At 59.7% G+C, this 26281-nt stretch carries 29 protein-coding genes; 19 read left to right on the top strand and 10 right to left on the bottom strand.

Annotated features, from left to right (window positions below):
* Positions 1-348: 348 nt before the first annotated feature.
* The 3 genes from ACOZ32_RS13580 to ACOZ32_RS13570 all read right to left on the bottom strand — a co-directional run bounded on the left by ACOZ32_RS13580 (position 349) and on the right by ACOZ32_RS13570 (position 5362).
* Positions 349-1371, bottom strand: coding sequence for a two-component system sensor histidine kinase NtrB (locus ACOZ32_RS13580; RefSeq protein WP_424335314.1), 1023 nt, complete (start codon positions 1369-1371; stop codon positions 349-351).
* A gap of 90 nt (positions 1372-1461) precedes the next feature.
* The gene (locus tag ACOZ32_RS13575) at positions 1462-3633 is read right to left on the bottom strand and encodes a PAS domain S-box protein (RefSeq protein ID WP_424335313.1); all 2172 of its coding nucleotides are present in this window, start codon (positions 3631-3633) and stop codon (positions 1462-1464) included.
* A gap of 454 nt (positions 3634-4087) precedes the next feature.
* On the bottom strand, positions 4088-5362 hold the full coding sequence (locus ACOZ32_RS13570; protein ID WP_006183907.1) for an IS4-like element ISH8A family transposase: 1275 nt from the start codon (positions 5360-5362) through the stop codon (positions 4088-4090).
* Positions 5363-5486: 124 nt separating this feature from the next.
* On the opposite strand from ACOZ32_RS13570, the gene ACOZ32_RS13565 reads away from it, so the two are divergent.
* From ACOZ32_RS13565 to ACOZ32_RS13540, 6 genes are all read left to right on the top strand, one after another.
* On the top strand, positions 5487-6827 hold the full coding sequence (locus ACOZ32_RS13565; RefSeq protein WP_179908185.1) for an ISH6 family transposase: 1341 nt from the start codon (positions 5487-5489) through the stop codon (positions 6825-6827).
* A 25-nt stretch (positions 6828-6852) separates the two neighbouring features.
* Positions 6853-7332, top strand: coding sequence for a hypothetical protein (locus ACOZ32_RS13560; protein ID WP_424335312.1), 480 nt, complete (start codon positions 6853-6855; stop codon positions 7330-7332).
* 207 nt (positions 7333-7539) lie between these two features.
* On the top strand, positions 7540-8151 hold the full coding sequence (locus ACOZ32_RS13555) for a hypothetical protein (protein WP_010904228.1): 612 nt from the start codon (positions 7540-7542) through the stop codon (positions 8149-8151).
* A 47-nt stretch (positions 8152-8198) separates the two neighbouring features.
* Positions 8199-8441, top strand: coding sequence for a hypothetical protein (locus ACOZ32_RS13550; protein WP_010904227.1), 243 nt, complete (start codon positions 8199-8201; stop codon positions 8439-8441).
* A 141-nt stretch (positions 8442-8582) separates the two neighbouring features.
* On the top strand, positions 8583-8873 hold the full coding sequence (locus ACOZ32_RS13545; protein WP_424335311.1) for a hypothetical protein: 291 nt from the start codon (positions 8583-8585) through the stop codon (positions 8871-8873).
* On the top strand, positions 8870-9199 hold the full coding sequence (locus tag ACOZ32_RS13540) for a hypothetical protein (RefSeq protein WP_058984766.1): 330 nt from the start codon (positions 8870-8872) through the stop codon (positions 9197-9199). The genes ACOZ32_RS13545 and ACOZ32_RS13540 overlap by 4 nt, the downstream gene beginning before the upstream one ends.
* 490 nt (positions 9200-9689) lie before the next feature.
* Here ACOZ32_RS13540 and ACOZ32_RS13535 read toward each other — a convergent pair whose 3' ends face one another.
* The 3 genes from ACOZ32_RS13535 to ACOZ32_RS13525 form a co-directional block, all read right to left on the bottom strand.
* Positions 9690-10106: a PhzF family phenazine biosynthesis protein gene (locus tag ACOZ32_RS13535; protein ID WP_424335310.1), complete on the bottom strand. Its 417-nt coding sequence runs from the start codon at positions 10104-10106 to the stop codon at positions 9690-9692.
* The gene (gene tnpC / locus ACOZ32_RS13530) at positions 10054-11490 is read right to left on the bottom strand and encodes an IS66 family transposase (RefSeq protein ID WP_203227929.1); all 1437 of its coding nucleotides are present in this window, start codon (positions 11488-11490) and stop codon (positions 10054-10056) included. Before tnpC ends, ACOZ32_RS13535 begins: the two co-directional genes overlap by 53 nt.
* Positions 11491-11638: 148 nt before the next feature.
* A complete protein-coding gene (locus ACOZ32_RS13525) occupies positions 11639-12202 on the bottom strand; it encodes a PhzF family phenazine biosynthesis protein (protein ID WP_424335309.1) in 564 nt (187 codons plus the stop codon).
* 298 nt (positions 12203-12500) lie between these two features.
* Between ACOZ32_RS13525 and ACOZ32_RS13520 the strand changes: the two genes are divergently transcribed.
* From ACOZ32_RS13520 to ACOZ32_RS13495, 6 genes are all read left to right on the top strand, one after another.
* Positions 12501-12677, top strand: coding sequence for a hypothetical protein (locus ACOZ32_RS13520; protein WP_010904223.1), 177 nt, complete (start codon positions 12501-12503; stop codon positions 12675-12677).
* A 20-nt stretch (positions 12678-12697) separates the two neighbouring features.
* The gene (locus tag ACOZ32_RS13515) at positions 12698-13843 is read left to right on the top strand and encodes an RNA-guided endonuclease TnpB family protein (RefSeq protein ID WP_010904222.1); all 1146 of its coding nucleotides are present in this window, start codon (positions 12698-12700) and stop codon (positions 13841-13843) included.
* A gap of 701 nt (positions 13844-14544) precedes the next feature.
* Complete coding sequence (locus ACOZ32_RS13510) at positions 14545-15444, top strand: OB-fold nucleic acid binding domain-containing protein (protein ID WP_010904220.1); 900 nt, start codon at positions 14545-14547, stop codon at positions 15442-15444.
* A gap of 173 nt (positions 15445-15617) precedes the next feature.
* Entirely contained in the window at positions 15618-16130 is a 513-nt protein-coding gene (locus tag ACOZ32_RS13505; protein ID WP_010904219.1) for a winged helix-turn-helix domain-containing protein, read from the top strand.
* A complete protein-coding gene (locus tag ACOZ32_RS13500; RefSeq protein ID WP_010904218.1) occupies positions 16127-16591 on the top strand; it encodes a hypothetical protein in 465 nt (154 codons plus the stop codon). The genes ACOZ32_RS13505 and ACOZ32_RS13500 overlap by 4 nt, the downstream gene beginning before the upstream one ends.
* Positions 16582-17403, top strand: a complete 822-nt coding sequence (locus ACOZ32_RS13495) for an SWIM zinc finger family protein (protein ID WP_010904217.1) — start codon at positions 16582-16584, stop codon at positions 17401-17403. The genes ACOZ32_RS13500 and ACOZ32_RS13495 overlap by 10 nt, the downstream gene beginning before the upstream one ends.
* A gap of 45 nt (positions 17404-17448) precedes the next feature.
* Here ACOZ32_RS13495 and ACOZ32_RS13490 read toward each other — a convergent pair whose 3' ends face one another.
* The 3 genes from ACOZ32_RS13490 to ACOZ32_RS13480 are packed head-to-tail and all read right to left on the bottom strand — an operon-like array spanning position 17449 to position 18827.
* Positions 17449-18000 carry a DUF7342 family protein gene (locus tag ACOZ32_RS13490; protein ID WP_010904216.1) on the bottom strand — a complete coding sequence of 184 codons (552 nt, stop codon included), beginning with the start codon at positions 17998-18000 and terminating at the stop codon, positions 17449-17451.
* A gap of 11 nt (positions 18001-18011) precedes the next feature.
* A complete protein-coding gene (locus ACOZ32_RS13485) occupies positions 18012-18509 on the bottom strand; it encodes a type II toxin-antitoxin system VapC family toxin (RefSeq protein ID WP_229732376.1) in 498 nt (165 codons plus the stop codon).
* Between the two features lie 6 nt (positions 18510-18515).
* Positions 18516-18827 (bottom strand): hypothetical protein, encoded by a 312-nt coding sequence (locus tag ACOZ32_RS13480; RefSeq protein WP_049892658.1) that lies wholly within the window; start codon positions 18825-18827, stop codon positions 18516-18518.
* Positions 18828-18975: 148 nt separating this feature from the next.
* Here ACOZ32_RS13480 and ACOZ32_RS13475 point away from each other — a divergent pair, with 148 nt between their 5' ends.
* The 5 genes from ACOZ32_RS13475 to ACOZ32_RS13455 all read left to right on the top strand — a co-directional run bounded on the left by ACOZ32_RS13475 (position 18976) and on the right by ACOZ32_RS13455 (position 21460).
* The gene (locus ACOZ32_RS13475; protein ID WP_012289749.1) at positions 18976-19107 is read left to right on the top strand and encodes a hypothetical protein; all 132 of its coding nucleotides are present in this window, start codon (positions 18976-18978) and stop codon (positions 19105-19107) included.
* A 256-nt stretch (positions 19108-19363) separates the two neighbouring features.
* Positions 19364-20287: a transcription initiation factor IIB gene (locus tag ACOZ32_RS13470; RefSeq protein ID WP_010904212.1), complete on the top strand. Its 924-nt coding sequence runs from the start codon at positions 19364-19366 to the stop codon at positions 20285-20287.
* 72 nt (positions 20288-20359) lie between these two features.
* Positions 20360-20671 carry an AbrB/MazE/SpoVT family DNA-binding domain-containing protein gene (locus ACOZ32_RS13465; protein ID WP_010904211.1) on the top strand — a complete coding sequence of 104 codons (312 nt, stop codon included), beginning with the start codon at positions 20360-20362 and terminating at the stop codon, positions 20669-20671.
* Positions 20668-21096, top strand: a complete 429-nt coding sequence (locus ACOZ32_RS13460; RefSeq protein ID WP_012289748.1) for a PIN domain-containing protein — start codon at positions 20668-20670, stop codon at positions 21094-21096. Before ACOZ32_RS13465 ends, ACOZ32_RS13460 begins: the two co-directional genes overlap by 4 nt.
* Positions 21097-21286: 190 nt before the next feature.
* A complete protein-coding gene (locus tag ACOZ32_RS13455; protein WP_010904209.1) occupies positions 21287-21460 on the top strand; it encodes a hypothetical protein in 174 nt (57 codons plus the stop codon).
* A 102-nt stretch (positions 21461-21562) separates the two neighbouring features.
* On the opposite strand, the gene ACOZ32_RS13450 is transcribed toward ACOZ32_RS13455, so the two are convergent.
* Positions 21563-23275: an L-lactate permease gene (locus ACOZ32_RS13450; protein WP_012289747.1), complete on the bottom strand. Its 1713-nt coding sequence runs from the start codon at positions 23273-23275 to the stop codon at positions 21563-21565.
* A gap of 172 nt (positions 23276-23447) precedes the next feature.
* On the opposite strand from ACOZ32_RS13450, the gene ACOZ32_RS13445 reads away from it, so the two are divergent.
* Both ACOZ32_RS13445 and ACOZ32_RS13440 read left to right on the top strand, forming a co-directional pair.
* On the top strand, positions 23448-23954 hold the full coding sequence (locus ACOZ32_RS13445; protein ID WP_012289746.1) for a LutC/YkgG family protein: 507 nt from the start codon (positions 23448-23450) through the stop codon (positions 23952-23954).
* Positions 23955-26138 carry an LUD domain-containing protein gene (locus ACOZ32_RS13440; protein ID WP_010904206.1) on the top strand — a complete coding sequence of 728 codons (2184 nt, stop codon included), beginning with the start codon at positions 23955-23957 and terminating at the stop codon, positions 26136-26138.
* Positions 26139-26281 lie beyond the last annotated feature (143 nt).

The following is a 26281-nucleotide window of genomic DNA, read 5'->3' as shown; positions in this document are numbered from 1 at the left end:
CGTGCGTATTACTACTCAGCTGTACTTAATAATCAAGTTCACGAGCGAGACTTCCATCGAAGAGTGGGTGGACTGTCTTTCAACGCTTCCTAAGAGTGCTGGATCTCTACCTTCAGCTGAAACACGAGTATTCGACACTTGGACGCTGGAATTACTTTCCTACAAGACTGTCTTCCGCCATATTCCGCGTCTGGAGGGAGCGCTGGACGCGCCTTGACCACAATTGGAAGGCCCCAGTCGGGATCGAAGAATAGTACGTGAAAGCCAGTCTCAAAGGCCGCGAGTGCGGCTTCTGACCGCTCTTATGACCTGTTTTATACCTTTTCTATTTACTTGGGAAACTAAGAACTACCATGTGATTTCGAACTGCGCTCCCTCTGAGGCACTCTCCGTCACGACGATCTCCCATCCGTGCCCCTCAACAATTTGAGCCACGATTGAGAGCCCGTAGCCGGTCCCCTCCTCGCTTGTTGAATACCCGTGTGCAAAAATCTCTGATCGAAGTGACTCTGGAATTCCTGGCCCATCATCTGCGATATATACACCCGCTTCGGGAGATAGGCTGCCCACACGAACGGTGGCATTACTGCCAGCATGCTCGATCGTATTGCGAAACAGATTCGCAAGCAACTCCCGAAACCGGCTTTCATCAGCCGTAATTGCCCCTAATTCATCTTCGATTCTCACTGTCGCTTCCTGCGTATCAACGCTCTTCCAGGCTTCCCGAACACTGTCTTGAATATCGACTGACTCAACCTCACCAATATACTGTCCCTCCTTCGAGAGGGCGAGGACATCATTAACGAGGTTGTCAATCCGAGTGAGCGACTCTGCAACTCTTTCTAGTTCTGGGCTGTCGTGGTTCTGTTGTGCGAGTTCAGTATATCCCTGGGCGACAGAGAGCGGATTCCGAATATCATGTGTAAGGATTTCTGCAAAATCATTCAACCGATCTTTTTGCGCTTCTAATTGATTCTCACGTCGTCGCCGCTCCGTAATATCGCGAATAATGCCCGTGAAGTACTGTTCGCCGTCGTGTTTGTGCTCGCGGAGACTGATCAGCGTCGGCACCTCGTGGCCATCCTTGTGAAGCGCAGGCAGTTCCATCCCATCCCAGTCGATGTTGCGCTCTCCGGTTCTGACGTATGACTCAAGCGCGGCAGCATGCACAGGTTCCAGGCGCTCTGGAATGATTTTCATCTTCGAACTACCGATTAACTCAGCAGGTGTGTAGCCAAGAATCTCCTCAATCGCCGGGTTCGCGTACACGATCTTGCTCTCCTCGTCAATTGTCAGCATTCCCTCAGCTGCGTTTTCAACAAGCGTCTGATAGAAATCACCAGCAGTGGCGTGCGGTGGAGGGGTTTCCATTCGTTGTTAGCCTAGGCACGGAAGTATGCTTAACACTTCTTCACAGTTTCTCAGTGTGGGAACAGTCGATAAAGTCCACTAGACAAGTGATCAGAGTGAGTCTTCCGGCATGATTTCGAATCGAACACCATCGAGGTGTATTCCATCGTCAATCTGGATGTCCCACTCGTGAGCTAACACGATTTGACGAACGCTCGCCATCCCCATCCCAATCCCCTCATCACCATTCTTTGTGGAGAAGCCAGGAGTGAACACGCGGTCTCGATGGTCGGGGTTGATTCCGGGACCACTATCTTCGTAGTAGAATCCGTCCTCGAGGGCTCCGATACGAATCCGCACGTCGCTTGGACCATGCTCGATGGAATTCCCAATAAGGTTCTCGAGCATCCGCTGGAGTGCGTCGCGATCGGCGTCAATCTGTATGTTGTCGGCGACTGTGACAGACGCCTCCTGTGGCGGATCGACTGTCGTCCAGACATCCTCAACCACAGATCCGACATCAACAAGTGCGGTTTCCGAGATTATCTCTCCGGTCCGTAATGTTGTCACGAGATCTGTCCGAAGGTCATCGACACGTTCGATGGCCTCCCCAGCACGTTCGACGTGCTCCATGTCTCCGGTTTCCAGAGCTAACTCTAGGCGTCCTTGAACCGTTGAAATAGGGCTTTGCAGGTCGTGTGAAACGAAGCTCGCAAATCGGTCAAACTGTTCGTTACGCCGTTCCAATTCACGTTCTCGTCGTCGCCGCTCCGTCACATCCGTCGCTGATGCGATAATACGAATTACCGCTCCGTCATCATCCGTAACCGGCCGAAATTGTCCCTCGACCGTCGCTGCTCCACCGTCTCCTTTCGGATGCGTTGCTTCGTACTCGACGTACTCTCCCTCTGCTGCAGTCGCCACCCACTCTTTGACCGTTGCTTGGTAGTCTTCGGTCCACCACGGCGTTTCCCAGAACGGATCGCCGATGAGTTCCGCTCGTGTCCCCTCAACGTAGTCAAGCGCGGTCTGGTTTACGTCGAGTGTTGTCCCATCGACATCAAGGAGCCCAACGAGGAGATTTGGATCGTCGAAAATCGCGTCAAACTGCTGCTCTTGTTGGTGCACGGTCTGCTCACGCTCCTTCAGCTCCGAGATGTTGCGCCCCTCCGGGATCAATAACGTAACCTCGCCAGCCTCATTGATGACTGGTCGCACCGAGAAATCGATAATCGCGTCCTCGTTCTCGCCACGAATTGTGATCTCATCCCGGAATGACTCACCGCGCTGTGCCGTCTTAACCGCGTTACGAGCAATTCGTTGGGCTTGCTTGTTCGACTGGAACCATGCACCCTCCCAGAGCGGGAGGCCAACCACATCGTCTCGGTCAACGCCTGCAAACGAGAGTGCGGCCTCGTTTGCCTCAATAATTGTCCCGTCTGGCTCAAGGAGTCCAGTAAATTGATAGGTGTTGTTGAAAATTGCCTCAAACCGTCGCTCACGCCGCTTCGACTCCGTTATATCCGTGATAAACCCCTCTAATATGTGGTCCTCGCTGTCGGCGTTCGTAATACTCCGGCCACGTTCCCAGACCCACTTGGTCTGCCCGTCAGCGGTTTCGATGCGATACGTCGTCTCGAATGGCTCGCTATCGTCGAGTGCAGTCTGTACGTCCGTCCAGACTGTTCTCTGGTCGTCTGGATGAAGTACATCCTCGCCCCATGAGACGGCGCCGGATTCGAACTCGGAGGCAGGATACCCTGCAAGCTGCTCGCACTCCCCGGCCACTTCTTCCATCGGCCATCCCGGTTCGTTCCGACACCGGTACACAAGCCCAGGAACGTTACTGACGAGCGTTTCGAGTCGGCGTTTCTGCTCTTGGACGGCTTGCTGTGACAGATAGCGGTCGACAGCATTCTCAACCCGGTTGGCGAGTAGCGTGTATTGTTGCGTGCCACTTTCTTTCTGGAGATAGTCCGTGACACCGGCGGAGATCGCGTCGCTTGCGATTTCTTCGGAGCCCTTTCCAGTAAAGAGAATAAATGGAAGATCCGGGTAGTCATCGCGAACTGCGGTGAGTAACTCAATCCCTGTCATCGAGGGCATGTCGTGGTCTGCGACAACACAGTCTGGAGTGTCATTCCGTATGTAGTCCAGTGCGTCAGTGGCCACCGTTTCAGTTACAACATCAAAGCGGCTGCTCTCTCGTTCCATGAACTCGGCCGTGAGACTCGCAAAATCCGGCTCATCATCGACATGCAGCACTCGAATGGAGGCCGCCATAGCCAGTCCTTTAACACAGAGAGGGCCTTGTTTAGACGCCCGAAATCTGGGTCTTGAGAGGCTCTCGCCCAAACCGAGCATAATACTATGTATTATTACAGAGTGTTAAAGGCGGAAATAAGTCTGGTTGTGGCGGGTTTTCGCTCTACGATACTAGATACTGCATTCCTTCCCCCGAGAATGACCTCAATAAAATAACTCTGTTCCCAGTAGAGCCGCTCATACTGCCAAATACTAGCGTCTAAACAAGGCCCACAGAGAGTGAAAAGATATTCCCCTATATTTTATCCTTGTTTCTTTTAATCACTCTTAATAAATAGTCAATAATTCCATCCTACTAGACTCAATTTATTGGTCGTGTCGCAAAGTCCTCTAGAGTTCAGTAGCAACTGGCTCCCGTGAGGAACGGGACGCCTCTGGTGTCCACCCAAGAGGTGTCCCCATCCGTCTTTAGTTAAGCCTCACACCTCGGTTGTGTAGTGGTAGCGAGCGTCTCTTGTAAGATTGGTCGTTGCTTGTGGATCTTCTGAGCGTCTTCGATCAGCCGGTCGAGCAGCGGCGGTGGTGAATAGCCGAGGAACTCACCGAGTTCGTGGAGAATGAGCTGGGCGTGCGACCGGAAGGTCGCCGCCCAGCGCTCTGTCGGAAACACAAGCTCATCATCCGCCTGCTCAGTGACTAGATCCAACAGATCGCGGCTTACAAGCAGCGACAGCAGCGCTGCGTACAATAAGATCCTCACCACGTGTTCGTCACTCGTGTCGAACTCGTCCAATTCGTACTGCGTCTTCAGCTCCCGGAACAGCAACTCAACTTCCCACCGACAGCGGTAGATCTCCGCTAAATCCGCCGGAAAGAACTCCTTCCTCGCTAAATTCGTCATGTACAGGTGGTAGTCGTCGGCGTCCTCGTCGCGGACGCCGACGACGCGAAATCGCTTCGTATCTAGTGACCGCGTCCCATTGTACGGCCCTCGTTTGAATTCGACTTCGACTTCTACATCGATGTACTTCCGATCGAGATCGTCGAGAACAGCTCGGAGCTGCTTGCCCTCTAAGGGAATGGCGCGACCGCGCCATTCCCGTAACTCCCTCGTAATCAGCGGATTCGCGTTCTGCTTCAGCCGACTCACGAAGTAGCCGTCGTTTTCGTCGATCAGCGCAAACCGGCGGTACTTGAAGTAGGCGAGATCGAACAACACGAGGCGATTCTCAAGCCACGGCCCTGTTTTGAACAAGGTGCTGTCGTGCGTTTTCTCGTTAGCAGTATCGAGCCGTTCAATCGTCTGCTCTGTGGCATTGTGGAGCAGGTGGAGCTTCGCTCCAGCCTGCTCCTCGTGGCGGGCTTCGAACTGATCTGAGAGAAATTCGTGTAACCGCAACACCGTTCCATCAGCGATCATCACGTCTCTAAATCGGTCGATATCAGCGTCAACAGCGTTAGGAACAGCGACCTCGTCGAGACCATGCTCAACGAGGTCGCGGAGATACTCCGCAAGCGTCGGTGTCAACCGCTGATAGAATCCACCCGGAGAGATCGTCTCATCGGCAGTCGAGTTGTAACAGCGTCTAAACCCGGCGAGTGTTCGGCTTTCGCCTGCGGCGAAGCCGAACACGAATGCCCAAACGAAGGCAGGGATCTGGAGCTTGCGGTCACGTTCGACCACGCCGAGTTCCTCGGCGTGCTCTTCAAGGAACTCAGAGGGAAACAGTGTAGTGAGCCGACGCATAATCCGAGATGAGGAGTCCTTGTCGTGCACAGACTGGACTTCCTCATTCCTTCCGAAAGGTGCCTCGATAAGCCGCCGCTATCACGCGGTTTCTCGCTTAACTAAAGACGGATGGAGGTGTCCCATGCACGCCACAATCGACGTGCGGTTCACGATTAGCATCGACGAGGACAAAACGGTACCGCTCGCCACGCTTGCCGAATTCGTTACCGAGCAGAACGTCGAATCTGTACTGCTCGAATCGATGGTCGAGAGCCTCGACGCGAGCCGCGTCGAGGCGCTCTGTGGTGAGAAACACGCTCACGGCAATGGTGATCAGCGATTCCAACGCGCCGGTACTGACACCCGCACAGCCGTCACAACCGCCGGTGAGCACGAATTCGACCTTCACTACGTCGAAGACACCGCCGCTGACCACGACGAATCCAGCTACTTCCGGCCCGTCGAAGATGTTCTCAGCTTCGACGGGCAAAACCGCTATCAGCAGGACATCGCCGCCAAGAGCGTCGATCTCGCTACTTCGGTCAGCTATCGTGACGCTGCTGACCACGGCGACGGCATCCTCTCGAAGATGCCGTCGCCGACCACCATCAATCGTCGCGCCAAAGAGTACGGCAACAAGCTCAAGCAGTTCCTTCCAGACTGTGTCGCTGACACAGACGCTGACGCCGTTATTCCTGACGGCACGAAGTGTCACAGCCAAGACGACGACCGCGCGTACCACTCCGTCCAGGCCACGCTCGGCGAAGATACTGCCAAGGAATCACGCTCTCTGCTGGATCTCTCGATCAACGCTGACTGGGACGAGACAGCCGCCAAACTCGATGACATGGACGCAGTCACTGACGACGCGACGGTCGTCAGTGACGCTGATGAGGGTATCGTCACGGCATTTACCGACGAAAACCGTAATCATCAACTTGATCTCGTCCACGTCGGCCGAACGCTGGACTACAACCTCTGGGACGACGGCGTGTTCTCCTTGGATCGGCGGAACGAGATCGTCTCGGAGGTGATCGACGAGGTGTTCCATCTGAAGAATTCGGTCGCCAAGCACCGTCCAAACGAGGAGTTCGCGGCGATCCGCGAGCGGATCGCGCGAACGACCGAGCGTATCGAGAAGACAGCGTGGCAGTTGGATCAGTTCGGGTCAGAGAAAGCTGCGGGGTATCTACAGCGGTGGCTGCCGTCGATCGTGACGTTTGCCGAGCAGGCTGTCGAGGGGTTCGAGGTGCCGTGGACCTCGAACCCCGTCGAACGGCTGATGGGCGAAGTCAGCAAGCGGTGCAAGAACCAGTGGATGCGCTGGACAACGGAGGGGTTAGAGGCGATACTCCAGCTTCGGCTGGTGAAGTACGCCGATCCAGAGCACTACCAGTCGTTCCTCGACGAACTGCTCCAGCGATCGACCAAAACAGCAATGAGCTGTGACCTCTCAATTGAGAGCACCAGAGGCAAACTCTAGACCGCTTTGCGACGCGACCAAAGGTTTGCGCTTCACTGACGAGTGCTTTCAGCTCTCGTCGTTTCGTCTCATCGTCAGCGTCTGGTGCATAGTATATCTGAATGGCAGCGTCGATCACGTCCGCCTTCGACTCAAGGGCATCTCGCGTCAAGCCCGTATAATCCCGGGGGAACATCCAACCTTTCTCGAAGTAGGGACGCTGATCGAGCAGCCCCAATTCGGGGCTTTCACCGCCACTCTCCTTCTCGTAGACGCCAACGAGGTGGTCCGCGAACTCGGCGAGCGCGTGAAACTTGATGAGGAACGACGGCACGACACGCGTGTCTGGATCAGCGGTGTCACCGATGAGTGTGGCTTCAGCGTCGATGGGTTTGCTGAGTTCGTACGCCATCGCTCGGAGCCGAACCTCGTAGTCGCCGCGATAACTGCCGAACACAAGATAGGTCGTGATGCCCGCCTGGGTGAACGCGGGCACAGCCTCGTTGATGAACCGGGCAACCTCTGATCGATCCGGTCGCGGAACCGCAACGCCGTGAAGTGCCCGATCCACGGCGGCTTTCACGCGTCGCCAGCGGTCCTTTCGCGTCTCCTCAGTCACAGTGGGTGCTTCTCAGGCAACGGTGTTAGGTCTTGCTAACTACGTCGGGATTTCCTCTCTAAATCGTCATGGTACACCCGAACAGTTACAATCGTTCAGGAAGTAGAACTTCATATGAGCGAACGGACGGACACGCCGGCACCGGCAGACGCACACGCTGATACGGTATTCGACGTCGGTAGTGCTGACGCCTATGAGAAACAGCGGCGCGTCCACCGGTTTCTCTCGCAGGAGACACGAAACCACATTATCCAGGTGCTCCTCGGCCATCCGTCACACCTCGCCTCGATCACGGAGCTTGACTACTTCATCCCGAAGAGCCGGTCAACGATTCGCGAACAGCTCGACAACCTCGCGGATCGAAACATCGTCTCGAAGTACCATCACGAGCCGAACGAAGGTGAACGCGGCCTGCCGACAGACTTCTGGGGACCTACCGAATTCGGCGTCGAACTGCTCTACGAGTACAAATATCTCCGTGGGGTCCCAATCATGCGGTCGCTCCACGACCACACGGCGTTGACTGAACAGGTCGAACGCCACCTCAATGCTGCGCGCCCCGACCTCCCGGAGGCGGTCACAGATGCGCTCGAATTCGACGAGATCGACGTTACAGAGTCGGAATCCGCTGAAGATAGGAGAGCGGCGCTCCAAGAAGGGTCGTTGTTTACTGATGAGACTCCCAAAGAGGAGCGTAGTGAATCCCCAATTGACGATCTCTTCTAGGGGGATACGCGAACTATGCTTCACAAAACTCGGTAGTGCGAACTACAATGCTGGATTCAGAAGAATTTGAAGAAAACCAGCGCGGGAATACAGAGCAACGGCGTACCATGATCAAGCAGTGGGCGGAATACATCCGGACCCACGGTGACGAGGAGTGGTCACGCCAGCAAAACAAACTCATCAACTCCCAGCTGCAGTCGGTGAACGATCTCGCTGAAACTGGTGACACCGATCCGGTCCAATTTGCAAATGTCCGAGATCGACTACAAGACCCAGAATCGGGAACCTAGGTCTCGCTCTTTCGCTCAGAGAACCATATCTTGACAGCCCTGGCGGTATTCTGGAAGACCATGCAGTGTCCGGAATGTGGATCTGACATCACGATAGAGGTTGGGCCAGAGCGGCCACTCTCAATGTCGCTCGTAGAGGCTGTGATTGCTGCTGACGAAGACGACCAAATCGCCTGTTCGCAAAACTGCTGGAACTGTGGCTGGCAGGAGAAGCGCTCGATCCGTATCCAGGCCATCGAGAGAACCGACGGCGATGAGCAGGCCGCCAAACGCGCGTCGCTCATCGACGAGATCGTGAGTGAGGCAAAGGGCATCGAACGTATCACGATGCTCGAGGATGTGCTCGCAGAGGTCCGTCGCCAGCGCCGTCTGGAACCGAACACGTCGAATGCCTCTACTGACGCCACCTTTGATGATAAGCCCGATTCATGACTGTTGATGAGGCGTTCTACGACGTACGGGAGCGAACCGAGAATCCCGCCCACGCGTCCGTCGAAGACGTCTGTGAACTCGTTCGCAAGCGAGCCCAGGATCCCCGTGACGATCACATGAATGCGCATTTCGACGAGGCCATGGCAGATATCGTCGAAAGACACGGGATAGAAACTGTTCAAACCGTGATCCGCCGTATCCTCGTCGAGCACTACCCGTTCCGCACTGCGACAGTTGACCTCGAAATGCGCAACGTCGATGGTGTCTGGATCGGCACCGCAGCCACCGGATACCTCCGAGAGCTAAACTCGGAACAAGACAGCTGAGGCCTCTCCACTGAAAGCCCTCGGCCGCTCGACGTCCCGCGACCACGTGAGACTGCGTCTCGCTTGCTCCCGTTCGCTCCGCTCACGGGAACCCCGCTGCGCGCCTCGTTCCTGCGGTGCTTGCGGGGTCGGGAGACGACCGAGACGGCCTCGCCCTTTCTGAGTCCACCGGGCTGTCGGCTAGTTCATCGAGCGCCGGATTCGGTTGAACGAGGTTTCTCTATGGCCCGCCCCGCTTGCCGCATGCCGCCCTCCGCGTCGTTCGCGACCGACCATTCCGGGCGTGTGGGCGCTCTCCGCACCGCCCGCGCCCGTTCCGGGCTAAAATGAATCTGGTCTCGACGCCAGCGGGTAAGCGCGAGGGGTTGCGCGGCGTGGCTGCTCACCACCTACTGATTGATCTTTAGCTGAGGACACAGCGGAAATAGACATACGATATCAATTCTGCCGCAGAACCCGAACGAACTAATAGAATGATATCGGAGCCAGTTTAGAGGCTATTCGACTCGACGAGAGTCCCAGTCGCAGTCGGAATTACTCGCCCACCGACCTCTACCTGAATCGAATCTGCAGTTGTCTGCCCACGTAGATACAGTAGTGAGGGTCGGTTCACTTCATATCCTTGTTCGACACGTACGTCGATCTCAGACGTGTCGAAGTACTGGTGCTCAGTAAGGTATGCAGCGAGACACCCATTCGAAGCACCAGTCGCAGGATCCTCAGGGATACCGAAAAACTCTGCAAACACTCGGACGTTGAGCTCGTTTTCTGGTTCGTATGTCTCCGGAGCGAACACGAGGAGATTCCGTACTCCGTACTGATCAACCAATTCCGAATACACTTCATGTATGTGTTTACCCCGAGGTCTCGACAGCCGGCACAGCGTGAGCCCGTGAGATAACCTCATTATTGCTGACGACTCGACGAAGTTCTTCGTATGGATTGCGTCCCTGCTGGCGCCACGTCGCCAGCAGGGACAAGACCGTCTCGTGAACGAACATTCCTCGGTCATTACGGAGCGTTCCGATGATTTTCCGGAGAACCACTGGCTCACGAAGTGCGTTCTCTGCGGCATTGTTTGTCGGAGAGACCGCTGGCTCACCGACGAAGGTGAGCCAGTGGTCGAGACCTCCTTCGATCTTCCCCAGCAGTGTTGCCACTGGTCCGTCGGGTACTGACCGGTCAATCAGCGATTCAAGCTCTTTTCGCGCCACACGCTGGAGGTCTGCTCTCTCACGAGGACTTGGGTCGCTCTCCAGCCGAGCCTGGAGAGCGACGTATACCTGTCTGAGAGCCTGGTAGATCGGTTCACCTTCTGGCTGCTTTTCGGCGGCGTCCTCAGCCTCTCGAAGAATGTGCGCCCAGCATCGCTGGAGGTTGCTGCTGAAAGCTGGGTACGCCGTCCACCCGTCACAGACGACTGTTCCCGCGAAGTCCTCGCCGAGGACTTCCGCGGGAACATCACTTCCGCGACTCTCCCTGACCGCGTACAACGTGTGTTGAACGGTCTGAAACGTCCAAATCCACGCTTGTTCACCGTCGCGCTTGATGCCTGTCTCGTCGATGTGAACCACGTCAGCATCCTGAATCTCTTGACGGATCTGCTCGTACTCACAGCGACCGGCGCGCGCAGCGCGCTCGGTCGCGTGCCACGCGGATGCACCCGAGAGTTCGAGTCCGTGTAGTTGCTCGAAGCGATCAGCGATCTTCCGGTAAGGAAGGCGGTGATCGTACCGTGACAGAGCTGATTGAGCGATGACGTTCACCCCGAACTGCCCCTCATCGGGGCAGTCGGGGTGAGCCGCAACTGTCTCTGTTCCACAGGAATCGCACTGGTAGTAGTGGCGGTTGTACCGGGTGATTTCTGGGGGCTGGGGATCAGGGATCTCCTCGACGAGTCGGGGGCTGACGCCCACCGACTCGTCGAAGCGGTCGCCACACTCAGGACAACAGTCACAGGTGACTTCGATTTCTTCGTCAGGATCGGCCGTAGAACGCCACTCCGGATCGTGACCATCCTTCCGACCGGGAGTGCCACCGTCAGTTCGGACATCGTCGTCTTCGTCATCTTGCGAGGTCGGGGACCTGTCGGTCCCCGACCGTCGCTTGCTGGGTGGAGTGTGCGGATTCTCGTATTTGCGAAGACGTGTTTCGAGTTCTTCGATCCGCTCGTCTTTCTCTTGTAACTTCTCTCGGAGCTGTGCGTTGTCTTGTTCAAGCTCTTCGACTCGTTGTTCAAGTTGTAAAAACCGGGAGAGCAACTCCTCTTTGGTGAGATCATCTCCGTTCACAGATCCCACCTTCCAGTACAGACAGCAGAGGTAACGGGATGGGCTCCGTCGTGGAGCCCATCCCTGAGAATCATCACGAACCTCTGCTGCCAGTTCATACAGGCTAAGTTGTGCGCCTTCTATGAGATAGCAGCGAAATCAGTTCGGGCTAAACACGTACCACTTCATCATTAGTCTCGGCCTCCTTCACCGCACTTAGCGATTCAACTGGCACAATTAGTGTCGGAACGCCAGTTGAGATAATCTGGGCTGGGAACTGGTCATCCAAAACGTCAGCTGGTAGGGAAACCGCGTCCGCCGCCCTCGCAGGCTCAATTATTTCATCGAACGTTGGTTCCGGGTGCTCCATTAGTAAGATTTCATCACCAGTAGCTGTTTTTTCGACTGAAACGGGGATTGCGCCGACTTGTTCGTGTAACACTAGTTCATCATCGGAAAGTCCGAGCCGCTCTCGGAGAACGTACGCCGTACCGAGCGTGGGGTGGCCGGCGAACGGTAGTTCTGTCGTGGGCGAGAAGATGCGGACCTCGAATCCGTCCGCATGACTTCCATCTGGGTCGATGAATGTTGTCTCTGAGTAGTCGAATTCGTTCGCGATCCGCTGCATTTCTTCGCCGCTCAATTCACCTTCTGGTTGGACAACCGCGAGTTGATTCCCCGTATATTGGCTTTGTGCGAAGACGTCAACGATATCATAGCGGATGTCACTCATACTGCTCACGTATTTACTTACAGAGATTGGGTGATAAGTAGTCTCGTCAGGGCGAGTGTCACTGGTCTCTCTTACTCGGAGTGCGCTTTCTACTCTCCTAATTACGGGCTGTAGAAACCCGAGAAATCAAGCTTGGTATGGTTCTATGATATTTGGTTCAACTGTTTAGTCCGGTAGTGTTTTTGAGCGCCTGCGAAGGATGCAGGCGCGTTCGGTCGTGCCTGCACAGCACAGGTGATTCGGGATGTGTTACCACCGCCAGCGACAGCTGAACCGTCTGATGGAGGCGCGATGATCGATGTCGGTCGAACTGAACGAGATCGAAGAAGCCGAAGTCGAACTGGAGGAGTGGTTAGTCGAACAGGCCGAGAACGGCGTTCCGGAAATCGTCCTGATCGGGCTCCTCCGAGACTACGCGGACGACATCGAACACCTCGGCTACGTGCCCCGAATGTGGGGCGAGTCCGACCACTGATTCACTAGCTCTTCAGTTCCATGTCAGATGAACGTATCCGGACAGTCGTTGCGACACTCGTCGAGCCAACGGCGCACAAGGAGCAGAAGCTTCGCCGTCTCCAGTCGACCTACCGCGAGGCTTTCGAAGCCGCCGTCGAGGCCGGCGCGACGACGATGACGGCGGTCAACGATATCGTGACGCCGTACGACCTCCCGTATCAGGCGAAGGACGCGCTGAAGCGCCACGTTCCGCAGCTTCTTGAGGATGGCACACCGGATCTTAACGCGGCACAGCCGGTCCGGTTCACCAACCGTGCCGCCACGTTCGACCGCTCGGCGGAGCGTACCCACGAGTTCTGCTGGGAAGTGCCCCAGCCGGGCCGCGGGACGAACGTTTGGATCCCGCTCGCAATCAACCCGGCCCAGCGGAATTGGTGGGACCAGCTGCTCGCCGGCGACGCCACCGCGGGACAGTTGCAGCTCGTCCATCAACCCCGACACGACCGCTGGGAGCTCCACGTCCCGCTGACGCTCCCGACACCTGACACAGATATTGACTCCAAATCCTGCACACCGGTCGGGTTCGACGTCGGCGAGGCGATCCTGCTGACCGGCTGCGCACTCCGGAACGGCCGTCCAGTCGACCCGTTACTGGTCGACGGCGGGCGGGCCCGTGACCTCCATCAGACGCTGCGAACGACACTCCAGCGGCTGCAGGAACGCGACGCCGCCGCGTGGCGGATCGACGAGCGAGCCGCATATTTCCGGAACGCGCTCGGCGACGAGATTGAGACGGCCACCCGCCGGGCTGTCGACTACGCCGCCGGCTTCGAGCAACCGGTGATCGTCCTGGAGGCCCTTGAGTCGCTCCAGGAGGACCTCGACGTCGGGCCGCATCTCAGCCGGCGGCTCCACGCGTGGGCGTTCGACCGGCTACAGACGCGACTCGCGGACAAGGCCGCCGACGCCGGGATTCCTGTCCAGTACGTCGACCCAGCGTACACGTCCCAGATCTGCCACGCCTGCGGGCACATCGGCACCCGTCCCGAACAGGCGGAGTTCCGCTGTCCAAACGACGACTGTTGGGTGTCGGTCTATCAGGCCGATATCAACGCGGCGGCCAATATCGCCGGCCGCCTCGATCCGTGGGGTGAGAGCTGTCCCTGGAAAACCGGCCAGCGATGACACGCCACGGAGCGGGCGCACCCGTGACAGTGCCACAGGACCTCGAGAGTAGAGCCGATCACAGCGATGACGCTCACGAGTGCAGTCCTGAAACCTCAGCAACGCCTCCTGTGTGAGGGACCAGTGCGGTGAGGATGTCACTCCGGGTGGTCTGCCTGGTCGCCAGGCAGGCTCTTTTTTGCTGTGTACGTCACGGCTCGCACCGCTCGCCGCGTTCCCCCCTTCGCGTCGCTCGCGACCGACCATTCCGGGCGTGCGGGCGCTCTCCGCACCGCCCGCGCCCGTTCCGGGCTAAAATGGATGTGCCCTCGACGCCAGCGGGAAAGCGCGGAGGATTGCGCGGCGTCGCTGCTCACCCCCCACGCTTTCTCCGCTGGCCCCTCGCTCCGGGCGGGTCGCTGGAAGACTCACTCCGTTCGTCTTCCAAGCCCTGCCTCGCTGCTCGCGGGTCGCGGTGCTCCCCGCTCGCTAGCCCGTGGCCTCCCGCCGGTCAGCCACGCATCGCTCGGCAGGACGGCGCGCGGTGCTGGATAGTTGACCTCCTCGGGCGCGCTCTCGCTCGCGCCCAGGAGGGCGCTCGCGAAGGCGCGAGCGAGAGCGCACAGACGGTTCTGTCGGTCGTCGTCCGTTGAAGAAATCCGCGATGTAGGAGCATCGCGGAGTCGGCGCGTGAGCGCCTTCAGGAACTGGTCTAAGTTCCAATGTCAAGTAACAACGTCACGACGGATGTAGTTTCGGTCGATGAACAGGCATTCGAGAACGCGGGCGGTCAGGCGGTCGATGAGGACGGCTTCCCGGTCGTCGACGAGACGCCGGCGTTCGAGGCGGAGGTCGAGCAGGAGACGCAGGCGAAGGTGGATGCGAATCACCCAGATGGGATCGCGGATACGAGCGAGGATCGGATTCACGGTGTCACCCTCGAACAGGAGGAGCGTATTCGGGCGCGGGAAGCCGAACTGGAGCGCATCAGTGCCCAAGCCGAGCTGGGCACGCAGGACGGTCGTGAGCAGCGCACGCGGGCGGTCGCCGCTGAAGGGAGCACGGAGCGCCGGCGGGAGTTCCAGCAGCGGGCGGCGAGCGTGGAGCCGATGGCCGACCCCGAACGGGATGATCCCCGAGCGGAGCTCTCCCAGGATGAACTGGCGACGGTGAACACGGAGGCAGATCGACTCGCGACGCGGCTGGATGGCTGGTCGCGGGCGGCGATCAGTCGCCGGCTGGCCGAAGCGATCGTCGACGGCCGAGACCTGACGAGTGCGGTCGTGCGGGTGTTCGAGGAGTTGCAGACGGCCCCGGGGGGCACCGTGCCAATCGACGCTCTGGAGGACATCGATCGCAAGGAGGTGAGTGTTGAAGGTCGTGTGACGCAGCTGTGGGAGCCATCCAGTCCGAGCATCGCTCAGGTCGGTCTCATCGAGGACGAAAGTGGTCGTACGAAGCTGACGAGTTGGAAAGCATCGGATGCCCCGTGGATTGAGGAAGGCGAGCGAGTTCGCATTCACGGGGCTGCGAAGAACTGGTACAACGGGCGTGTCTCAGTAGCCGTCACTGGGTGGTCGACCCTGCATTTCCCTGAGCGCGGTCGGTGGTGGGACGAATAGCCAGTCGGCGCAGCCTTCTTTTTTTGCTGTGTGCCGGACCGGTCCAGCCCCCACCGCCCCACCCTCCGCTCCGTGCTCGCTCCTGTCGTCGCTGCGCGCGCAGCCACAACCGTTTGAAAGAAAGAATAGTTTCCTCAGAAAACTATTTGCGGACACAATACGTAGCACCCAGTATGGCCGAGACGGGGGACGACGTCAACGAGCAGGTCAAAGCGGACTGGCAAGACGACACCACGCCGTTTGAGCGAGTGTACGAAATCGTCGAACAGACTCACGACGGGCAGTCGGCGGCCGAGATCGCCGACCGGGCTCTCGTGAGCGAGCCGACGGCACGCCGACACTGCAAGGCGCTCGTGAACACCGGGTTCGCCGAGACCGAACAGGATGGCCAAACGACGCTGTACAAGCGCAACAGCGACCGGGTGTTGATGTCCCGGATCCGTGAACTGCGTGAGGAAGTCGATCGCCCGGAGCTGCTCGACAGTATTCAAGACATGAAGGCCGAGATCCGGCGCTACGAGGACCGCTACAACGTGGTGTCCCCGGAAGAACTCGCCCAGCAACTCGAGGCCGGCGAAACGGACGGCTGGGACGACCTGACCGCGTGGCGAACGACGCGGCAGAATCTCGCGGTCGCCCAAGCTGCACTCGCCTACGACGAGGCCAGCCACCAACTCGCGGTATGAGTGACGACGATCGTGCCGGCGAGTTCGGCCCGATCTATCTCCCGGCGCTCCAGCGGATTCGTGACCTCTGGCTCGACCTTGAGCCGTTAGTCGACGCAACGGGGTACGACGATGTCGTCGCCCCCACGGAACTGCAGATCAGTCTCAGCGATGGGCTCGGCGACGCCGACGCTGCGCGACTCGATATCCAGTGGAGCGAACTCGAGATGTATTCGTTTCACTACGTCGATAGTGAGGACGTCAATTGGCGCTTCGATCGCCATCCGAACACACACTCCCCCGAGAACCATTTCCACCCGCCGCCCGAGGCCGCGACATCGGCCGCCGAACCGTCATGTATCGACGTGACCGAGGTCTCACTCGTGACGCGTGCCGTCCATGCAATGTGGCGAGCAGCATACGAGACTGGGGATCTGGATCGGCTGAATAGTGCGTCAAATCCACCATACGGATGGAGGTAACCGAGGACGCAGTTCGGGACATCTGCACGGACGCAGTCTTCGAACGTGGCGAACGTTATCTCGCTGATGGGTGTATCCACGAGATTCACCGCGTCGACAGCACTGTCATAGCCGTTGTGAGCGGCAGCCGTCAGTACGATGTTCGTGTTGACCTCGCCACCGACGGGTTTACCCCGTGGTGCGATTGTCCGTACGACGGGCCGGGAGCGTGCAAGCACGTCGTCGCCGTGTTGCTTCGGTGTGTCGACGACCCACCGCCAAACGAAGGCGATCGACTCGACGCCGCACTCGACGGCGTCGACGCCGACGAACTCCGCGCGTTCCTGCGTGACGAACTCGTGGCCGATGCGAATCTCCGCGATCGGTTTCTCGCCCGCGTCGGCGAGCCGACGAGACAGTCGGTCGACGAGCTTCGCACCGCGATCGATCGGCGGTTCGAAGAGACGAATCCCGAGTACCACGTCGTCTTCGAGCCGATCGACTTCACGCAGTGGTTCGATCTCGCGAACGAGTACCGCGAACAGGGGCGGGACGCGTCGGCGGCGACCGTCTACCGGGCACTCGTCGAGTCGCTCGACGACAACATGGAGCGCGTCGACGGCGCGTACGACCACTTCTCGCGTGCGTTCAGTCGGGCAATCGACGAGTATGTCGACTGTGTCGCGACCGCAGAACGGGACGCTGATGCGGTCACTGACGCCGTCGCATTCCTCGAGGAGCGGGCGACATCGGGAACGCCGTTCCTCGCGGAACACTTCGAAAAGGCAGCAGTCGAGCTTCGAGAGAAGCTTGGCGAGCAGTCCTGCGAGTAGTTGTGTCCCCTTCGATGACACCCGTATGTTCGAAGATCACGAGAATTAGTTTGCGGCGCGGTCAGCCACATTGATCCGCTGTTCGCGAGCGGCTTCGACATCCGAGTAGAGCGCCAGCGCGTGCTTGATGAGGCGACGGTCTTCCAGATTCTCCTCCCAGCGCGTGATCACGTCACGGCGTTCGTGAAGCTCGTCACTTGAGAGGTCGCCGTCGGCAAGCGACTGTTCGAGCTCCTCCCACGTCTCGACGTCGTAGGTCGCCTGCCACGCCTCGATCTCCTCGGTGATTGCGGCCAATTCGCTCCGCAGCTCCTCGCGGGTGTTTTCCTCGATGAGCGTCCGGATCTCTTCGAAGAGCAGGCGCGTGTAGTCCGGTAGATAGCGCGTGGTTTCGCCGGCCTCAACGCGGCGCAGCTGGCCTTGGTTGACGAGATCTTGGAGTTCCTCGTTAGTCGTACTCCAGGCGGCGTCAGCCTGCTCGCTGATCCAGTTGACCGACCGCGGTTCGCGAAGCGTCTCGGCGACCGCCCGAATGCGTTCGCGGGCGGTCATCGACTCACTCCACGACTGAACGCCGTCCTGCGGGGATTCGGACATACTTGGCACCGCTAGTCCTGATTGCGATACGGAAGCGTTGTCACGTCGAACGCATCGTAGTGCCGGTCGTAGGTGAGGATGTGATCGACCCCTGAGGCGTCCATATGGGCTGCAACAGTGAAATCGGTGAGTGACGCATCCAGATCCGTCCACTCGACGAACGTTGCTTTGGCGTCATCGAAAACGTCCTCGGAGACGGATTCGAACTGGTAGAGCGTACTCTCGTCGAGCGTCGTCAGGAACGAGGCTGCGTTCCGCATTGACGCTTGCTTTTTCAGCCGTGTGGCAGCCTCGTCGACGATGTGATCGTTGACGATGAGGCGACGATAGGGGAGGTCACCGTCGCGGACAAAGGTCATGAACGCCCGCGAGACTGCGTGCATCCGATCTTGTGGGTTGAATAATGCGTACAGGAACTTCGGCCCGACGACGACCTGATGGCGGACGTGCCCCGGGCGAAAATGCTCGGGCGTGATCGTCCCGATCGGGGTTTCGACTGGTTCAGCCATCCGAATTCAGGATTGCGCGGACGGGTCGTCGGCGAGCGTGAACGATTCGTCGCTGCCGTCCCACTCCTCGACGAGATCGTCTTCCTCGCGGGCATCCGTCGCCGCCGACGCTGGGAGCGATTCGTCCTCGAGGTCGTCGAGGACTGTGAACGCCGGGTCGTTCGGGTCGGCCTGCTGCTGGCGTTCGATCCACTCGATAAGCGCCTCGTGGCCGGCTTCCTTGAGCGAGAGCCCGTGCTCTCGAGCGAACTCCCGGAAGCGTTCGTATTCGTCCTCGTTCAGTTCAGTTTGCACGTGCTTGGTGTCGTTGCTGCTCATAGGGACCCCAGTTGCTACTCTCATCTACTTGTTCATGAAGTATAAGATGTTCGCATGAGATAGTTCATGGCCCATATTCAAACGGGAGACAGGGCGGACTACTGGCCCTGACGTTGAAATACGAATCCGGGACAAACCACACCAACCGATGCGTGATCGCCATCTGGATTTCGAGGAACTACGGCCGACCGGCGAGGCGTCCCACATTCCGGACACGAGGCTGGACGACGGCTGTGAGAGTGAGGAGCTCTGGATCGTACCCGCTGACGTCCACTTCTGAATGCCTCGCATCACCAACTGGCGACGCGAGAGTCGCCGCCAGCGTTTTAACCAACAACTCTATCGATTCGGTTGTAGTGTTGGTTAAGACTTGACGACAGCTACGTTCTGGCCCTACTCACCCGCCTACACCGTCGACGGCGTCCTCGACGCGTCGGCACCGATCGATCGGGCGTGCGTCTCCCGCCGAGTTTGTCACCCCCCGAAGAGGGGTGCGGGGCGCGCCGAATCGGCGTGACCTCAATCAGGTGAGACCGATGACGACGAGTGAACCCTACGAGCGTGCGTTCGACGAAGACATCCAGCGTGGTACAACTGAGCCGTGTCCCGAGTGTGGGGGCCCGGTGCGAACGAATTCAGCCGAAACAGTTTGTGCAGATTGCGGACTCATCATCGACGAGCAGTCGATCGACCGTGGACCGGAGTGGCACCGCGACGACGCCGATACAGCAAAGCGAACGGGTGCACCACTCACCCCGGCCCGACACGACCGCGGACTGTCGACGGTGATCGGCAGCGGACAGGACGCGAGGGGGACTGCCCTCTCGAGCGAGAAGCGTCGACGCCTCGCGCGGATGCGTCGCGAACAGTCCCGTGGCCGATGGCGGTCCACGAAGGAGCGCAACCTCGGGCATGGACTCACGGAGATTCGGCGGATCGCGAGCGCACTCGGCCTCGCGGATTCAGTGCGTGATCAAGCCTGCCAGCTGTTCCGGACGGCACAGAACGAACGACTGCTCAAAGGCCGATCAATCGAGGCGATGGCGGCCGCGAGCGTCTTCGGCGCCTGCCGGTGCAACGGGGAGTCGTGGCTCATCGACGATGTGGCGCCGATGGCGCAGGTCGGACAGAACCGCGTCGAGAACGCCTACACGGTGCTCAACGAAGAGTTGGGGCTGCCGACCCCACCAGTCAGCCTGGACCAGTTCGTCCCGCGACTCGCGTCCGACCTCGGCTGCACGGACGTTGTTCGACGCCGGGCAGAGGAGCTCGTTGTGCAGGCCGTCGACGCCGGCATCACGACCGGCGTGCATCCATCCGGATTCGCCGCCGCCTGCCTGTACATGGCGGCGTGTGTCCACGACGCGCCGTTGACGCAAGCCGATGCCGCGGCGGCCGCCGGGGTGACCGTCGAGACGATCAGGAGCCATCGCGATCGGCTGCTCTCCATCGTAGAATAGAGAGCTCGTATAGCCGTTAGGTTGCCCGTCAAGCCCATATATGAGTGTGGTAAAGTAATGGGTAGAGAAAGTATGAGTGAATCAGAGTCTGAAAAAGTCGTCTCGGTATCCTCTCGCGGACAGGCGACGATCCCGAAAGAGTTTCGCGAGGAACTAGGGATCGATACTCCCGGCCGGGTAAAGTTCGTTCGCACCGACGAAGGGGAGGTCATCGTTCGTCCCATTCAGTCGGCCACGGACCTTCGCGGCATCTTGGCGGGAAAGACCGACGACCAAGGGAACTCGGCAGTCGAACGGCTGCGTGAGGAACGAAAACAGGACAAAGCTAGTGACGAGGAGCTGCAGGAGCGGTATGTCGGTCGCGATACTGAGGATACGAAATGACAGCAGCACGTGAGCATCCCGACACTATCGTTTTCGACACGGAACCGCTAGTTGCGTACTTCTGTGATGAGCCGGGTAGTGACACCGTCGAAACCTACATCGAAGCGGTAGAAGGATCGGCTGATGGCTATATCTCCGCGATCAACCTCGCTGAGGTCCATTATGTCGTCCGCGCTATCGACAGTGAAGCCCGTGCCGACGCCATCGTCAACGTCCTTGAAGAAACCGGGATACGGCAAGTCGATACCGAGGAGACGTGGCCCAGTGCAGCCGACTTCAAATTGCGCTACTCGCCAGCACTTGGCGATGCGTTCGCGCTCGCAACCGCGAACCAAGTCAGCGGCATGCTACTCGTCGGTGCCGATGACGATTATGACGACGTTGACGACGTACCGATTACGCGCTTCCGACCGGAATCAGCGTAGCAACCAACCTGATCGACGCAGACATCGTAAAGGCCCCGGGTTCGCGTGGCGTGTCTGTCGGCGCTGGGAGGCGTGCGGCGCGCGACAGTAAGCGCGGCGTGACTCACCATGCTCCTGCCGACAGTGACGGAACAGTGATCCGTGATGCCGCGGTCTCGACGACGCGATTGTCGCCGCGGCGCCGACGAGCATGGCGACCGGGGTCTATCTGGCGTTGATGCCGCTGACCGTCGGTCGCCTTGCAACCGTCCCCGACGGCGAACTCGCGGACATCAGGCCGAACGATCGGCCGATCGCGACTACGAACTCCGCGTTCGAGCAGATACCGAACCGGGAGAACGGGGCGCTCACGGAGTTCGTTTAGACCGAGCAGTACGAGTTCGGTGAGTTCGTTTTGGCTCGTTCTATTCGTTCACCTCGTTTCGATTCCGGAAGCGGCGGAGCCCCGGTACGTCGTCGACCGGGGTCAGAACAGGCCGGGAACCAGAACGTACGTCAGCAGCATCCCGAACAGGCCGGCGAAGACAGCGAACAGCGCCATCGGGATGATCGCTTTCCGCAGGAGGTCGCCTTCACGCCCAGTGATTCCAACGACACCACAGATAGCGGCCACGTTCAACACCGAGACCATGTTTCCGAGGCCGCCGCCGACGTTCTGCAGGCTGACGGCGATCACCCGGGAGACGCCGACCGTCTCGGCGGCGTTGTACTGGAGTACGCTGAAGAGGATGTTTGAGGACGTGTTGCTCCCCGTCATGAACGAGCCGATAGCGCCGATCCACGGCGAGATGAGCGGGAGCAGGCCGCCGGCGCCCATCGCGAGCGCGCGGCTGAGTGCCTCCATCATGCCGAGGAGGTCGGCGGTGTTCGTCTGCGACTGAATCATTATCTGCGTCATCGAGACGGCGATAATGAGCGTGAGGGCGGCCGGAGCGATCTGCTGGATCGACCGTCGCCACGCTTCCCCCATCTGTGTGGTGTCCATCTTGTGAAGGAAGCCAGTGAGGATCGCGATGGGGATGAACGGCATCGTTCCGGGGAGATAGAGGTACTGAAGAGTGTATCCGAGTTCAGTACCGAGGATCGAGTCGAGTCCGACGGAAAAACTCTGGATCCAGTCGAGGACGGCGACGCCGGCGACCGTGAGGTCCGGCCACCGCGTGACGAGCAGTGCGAGCGCAACGAGCAGGTACGGGGTCCACGCCAACAGCACAGACATCTCCTTTTTGGGTTGGTCACGGGACACCTCGTCAAGATCGAGGCCGCCGAGCCACGTGTCGCTCCATGTCGATTCCTCGGGGAAGTCCCACTGGTCATCAGGGATGAGGATATCGTTTTTTGCGAGCAGGAGACCGATGCCGAGCACCACGAACCCTGCGGCGATATCGGGGAGTGCAGGCCCGACGAACCACGCGATTACCAGCTGTGTGCCACCAGTGACGACGCCGAGCAGGAGCGCGAACGGCGCGATGGGGAGAGTGCTACGCACGGCGGTTCCGATGCTGCGTTCACCGTCACCGTTCCCGAACCAGTACGTCAGGAAGAACACGCCGAGCAGTCCCCAGAACACGTACGTCACTCCCGTGACGACGCCAGTCCATGCGGAGACCATCGAGAGGAACTCGGATACACTCACCGACCCGGACAGCGCTGGGTCGATGACGGCACCGGTGCCGCCGATGACAGGCGTGCCGGCGGCACCGAACGGCGGGTTCGGGGCGTTGAAATAAAGCCCGAACACCGCAGCGGCCAACGGGGGGAATCCGAGGCCGATGAACAGCGGTGCGGCGAGTGCTCCCGGTGTCCCGAACCCGGCTGCACCTTCGATGATGGTCATGAACCCGAGACCGATGAGCAGCACCTGGATGCGCCGGTCTTCTTCGATCTGCCCGAAGTACCACCTGATCGTAGCAATGGCGCCACTCCCCTCGAGGTAGTTCATCAGGAGGATCGCCCCGAAGACGATGAGGATGATGTCGACGGCCTGCAGCGCGCCGTAGACGGCCGAGGCCACCAACCAGGTGGGCTCCATACTCCAGTACGTGAGTCCGATTCCGGCCGCGAGCAGCCACCCGACACCCATTGCGCGGGCAGCGGACCACCGGAGCCCAGCGAGCAGTACGAACGCGACGCCGATCGGGACGACGCCGACGAGAGCCAGTATGAGAACATTAGGCATGGTTGGAACTCTCCACTATTGGGCCATCTCATAACCATCCATATGTAACTTACTTTCTGCATGATATGTACCTGCAAATACGGCCGGATCGGGCGATTATCCATAACGAAAGAAAATCATGGTCGGGCCGGGGAGGAAACACCCATTAACTGTTGGTACAATTTTTTGGGACATGTCAGCCGAGCCAATTGCGACCTTCGAGTCGTCACTCGACGAAGTCGGCGTCGAACTCGTGCGAACCACGGCCGACGAGTTCGCGTCGACGCTTTCACCCCTGCTCGACGCGCCCACAGTCGGCACCTCACTCCCCTTCGAGACCGTCTCGCTGCCGGACAGCGTCGAGACCGATCCGTCGATCGCGGACCTCGAGGCCGCGGCGACCGGCGTCACTGCTGCCGGCTACGGCATCGCCGACTACGGTTCGGTGATCATCCAGGGCGGTACCGACGGTGAGGAGCCGGTGAGTCTCTACGCGGACGAACACGTCGCCGTCGTCGCCGCCAGCGACGTACTCCCGGACATGGACGCGACGTTCGACCAGCTCGCCGAGGACATCCGGAACGGCGTCGGACAGTCCATCATCGCGACGGGGCCGAGCGCAACCGCAGACATGGGCGCGCTCGTGACGGGCGCTCACGGCCCGATGGATGTGACGGTCGTACTTCTGGAGGGCAAGTAGATGAGCGCCGACACCCGCCGGCAGAAGGCCGAGCGCATCCGCCATCTCCTCGACACCGAGGGCGACGCCGTCCACGAGAACACCCAGGTCTTCAACGAGGGCCGGTACGAGTCCACCGCGAATCTCGATGACTACGACGAGTTGAAAAACGAGGCTCGTGCCATCAAGGAAGACGCCATCGAACGCCTCCCTGAACTGATCGACCAGGTCACCGAGGCCGTCGAAGCCAACGGCGGCAGCGTCTACGTCGCCGACGACGCCGCCGACGCGAACCGATACATGGAGGAGGTCGTCGACGGCCGCGACGTGGTGAAGTCAAAGTCGATGACCAGTGAGGAGATCGAGGTCAACGAGTCGCTTGAGGCACGCGGCGGGGACGTCTGGGAGACCGACCTCGCAGAGTTCGTCCTCCAGGTCGCCGACGAGGCCCCCTCACACATCGTCGCCCCGGCGATCCACAAGTCCCGCGAGGAGATCGCAACCCTGTTCAACGAGGTGTTCGACCCCGAGGAACCCTTGGAGACTGCCGAGGAGCTGACGCGATTCGCTCGTGAGTACCTCGGCGAGAAGATCCTGGACGCCGAGGTCGGGATGACGGGCGCGAACTTCGTTACCGCGGACACCGGCACGCTCGCGCTCGTCACGAGTGAGGGGAACGCCCGCAAGTGCGTGCAAGCGACGGACACCCACGTCGCAGTCGCGGGTGTCGAGAAACTCGTCCCGAGTGTCGAGGATCTCCAGCCGTTCGTCGAACTGATCGGGCGGTCCGGGACCGGCCAGGACATCACCTCCTACGTCTCGCTGTTCACCCCGCCGAGTGACTCCCCCACGTTCGGCGGGAACGAACTCGAATCCGGCGACGACCGCGAGTTCCACCTCGTGCTCATCGACAACGGGCGGATGGAGATGCGCGAGGACGATCAGCTCCGTGAGACGCTGTACTGCATCCGGTGTTCGGCGTGTGCGAACTCCTGTGCGAACTTCCAGCACGTCGGCGGCCACGCCTTCGGTGGCGAGACGTACTCCGGCGGCATCGCCACCGGCTGGGAGGCCGGCGTCCACGGCGAGGACAGCGCCGCCGAGTTCAACGACCTCTGTACGGGTTGTAGTCGGTGTGTGAACCAGTGTCCGGTGAACATCGACATCCCGTGGATCAACACGGTCGTCCGAGACCGCATCAATCGCGGGAAGGACGGCGACCTCGACTTCCTCGTGGAGGGGCTCACCCCGGACGAGGAGCCTGGTGGGGTCGACCTCCAGAAACGGCTGTTCGGGAACTTCGACACGCTGGCGAAACTCGGGTCGGCGTTCGCACCGCTCTCGAACTGGGCCGCACGGACCGGTCCCGCGCGCTCGCTGCTGGAGCGAACTCTCGGCGTCGACAGCCGCCGCGAACTCCCGGAGTTCGAACGTGAATCACTCGTGGAGTGGTTCGAGAAGCGGGGGCCACGCGTCGGTCGCGACGAGGCACGCCGACAGGTCGCGCTCTACCCCGACGCGTACACGAACTACGTGCGCACGGAGCGCGGGAAGGCTGCCGTCCGCGTCCTCGAGGCGCTCGACATCCGCGTCGACGTTCCGCCCGCAGGCGAGAGCGGGCGCGCCCCGCTCTCACAGGGGATGGTGTCGACGGCCCAGTCCAACGCCAACGCCGTCTACGACGCGATCGCGCCCGCCATCGCGGCAGGTCACGACGTCGTCGTCATCGAGCCGTCAGATCTCGCGATGTTCCACCGCGAGTACGAACGGCTCCTTCCGGAAGACGACTACGCCGCGCTGCAGGAGCACAGCTACGAACTCATGGAGTACGTCTACGGCCTGCTAGAGAACGGGGCGGACATCGATGTACTCCCTGGCGGCGGCGACGAGCGGATCGCTTACCACAGCCACTGTCAGCAGCGGACGCTCGATCTCGAACCGTACACGGTGGCGGTGCTCGAAGACTGCGGGTTCGACGTGACGACCTCGGACGTGGAGTGTTGTGGAATGGCTGGAAGCTTCGGCTACAAGTCCGAGTACTACGAGCTCAGCGTGGACGTTGGCGAGACACTCGTCGATCAATTCACCACGGAAGACACCGCGGACCGTACTGTCGTCGCCAGCGGGACGTCGTGTCTCGAGCAACTCGACGCACTCCTCACGCGCCGGCCCGCACATCCGGTACGGCTACTCGATACACAGTAGTCCGGCCCGGATGAGAGGTCGCTATAGGGTGTTCCGGCGGCAGTAGTCTTCCCTTCCAGAGCTGTTCGGTCGGGGAGAGCGGGATGATTAGTGTGCTGTCACACTAACCGTTTCGCGCGGTAGCCTTCGTTTCTGGCAGGAGT

Origin of the sequence: Halobacterium sp. MBLA0001 (genome assembly GCF_049705385.1) — an archaeon.
GTDB lineage: Archaea > Halobacteriota > Halobacteria > Halobacteriales > Halobacteriaceae > Halobacterium > Halobacterium salinarum.
The sequence above is the reverse complement of the archived record's forward strand: the minus strand, read 5'-3'. Positions and strand labels throughout refer to the sequence as shown.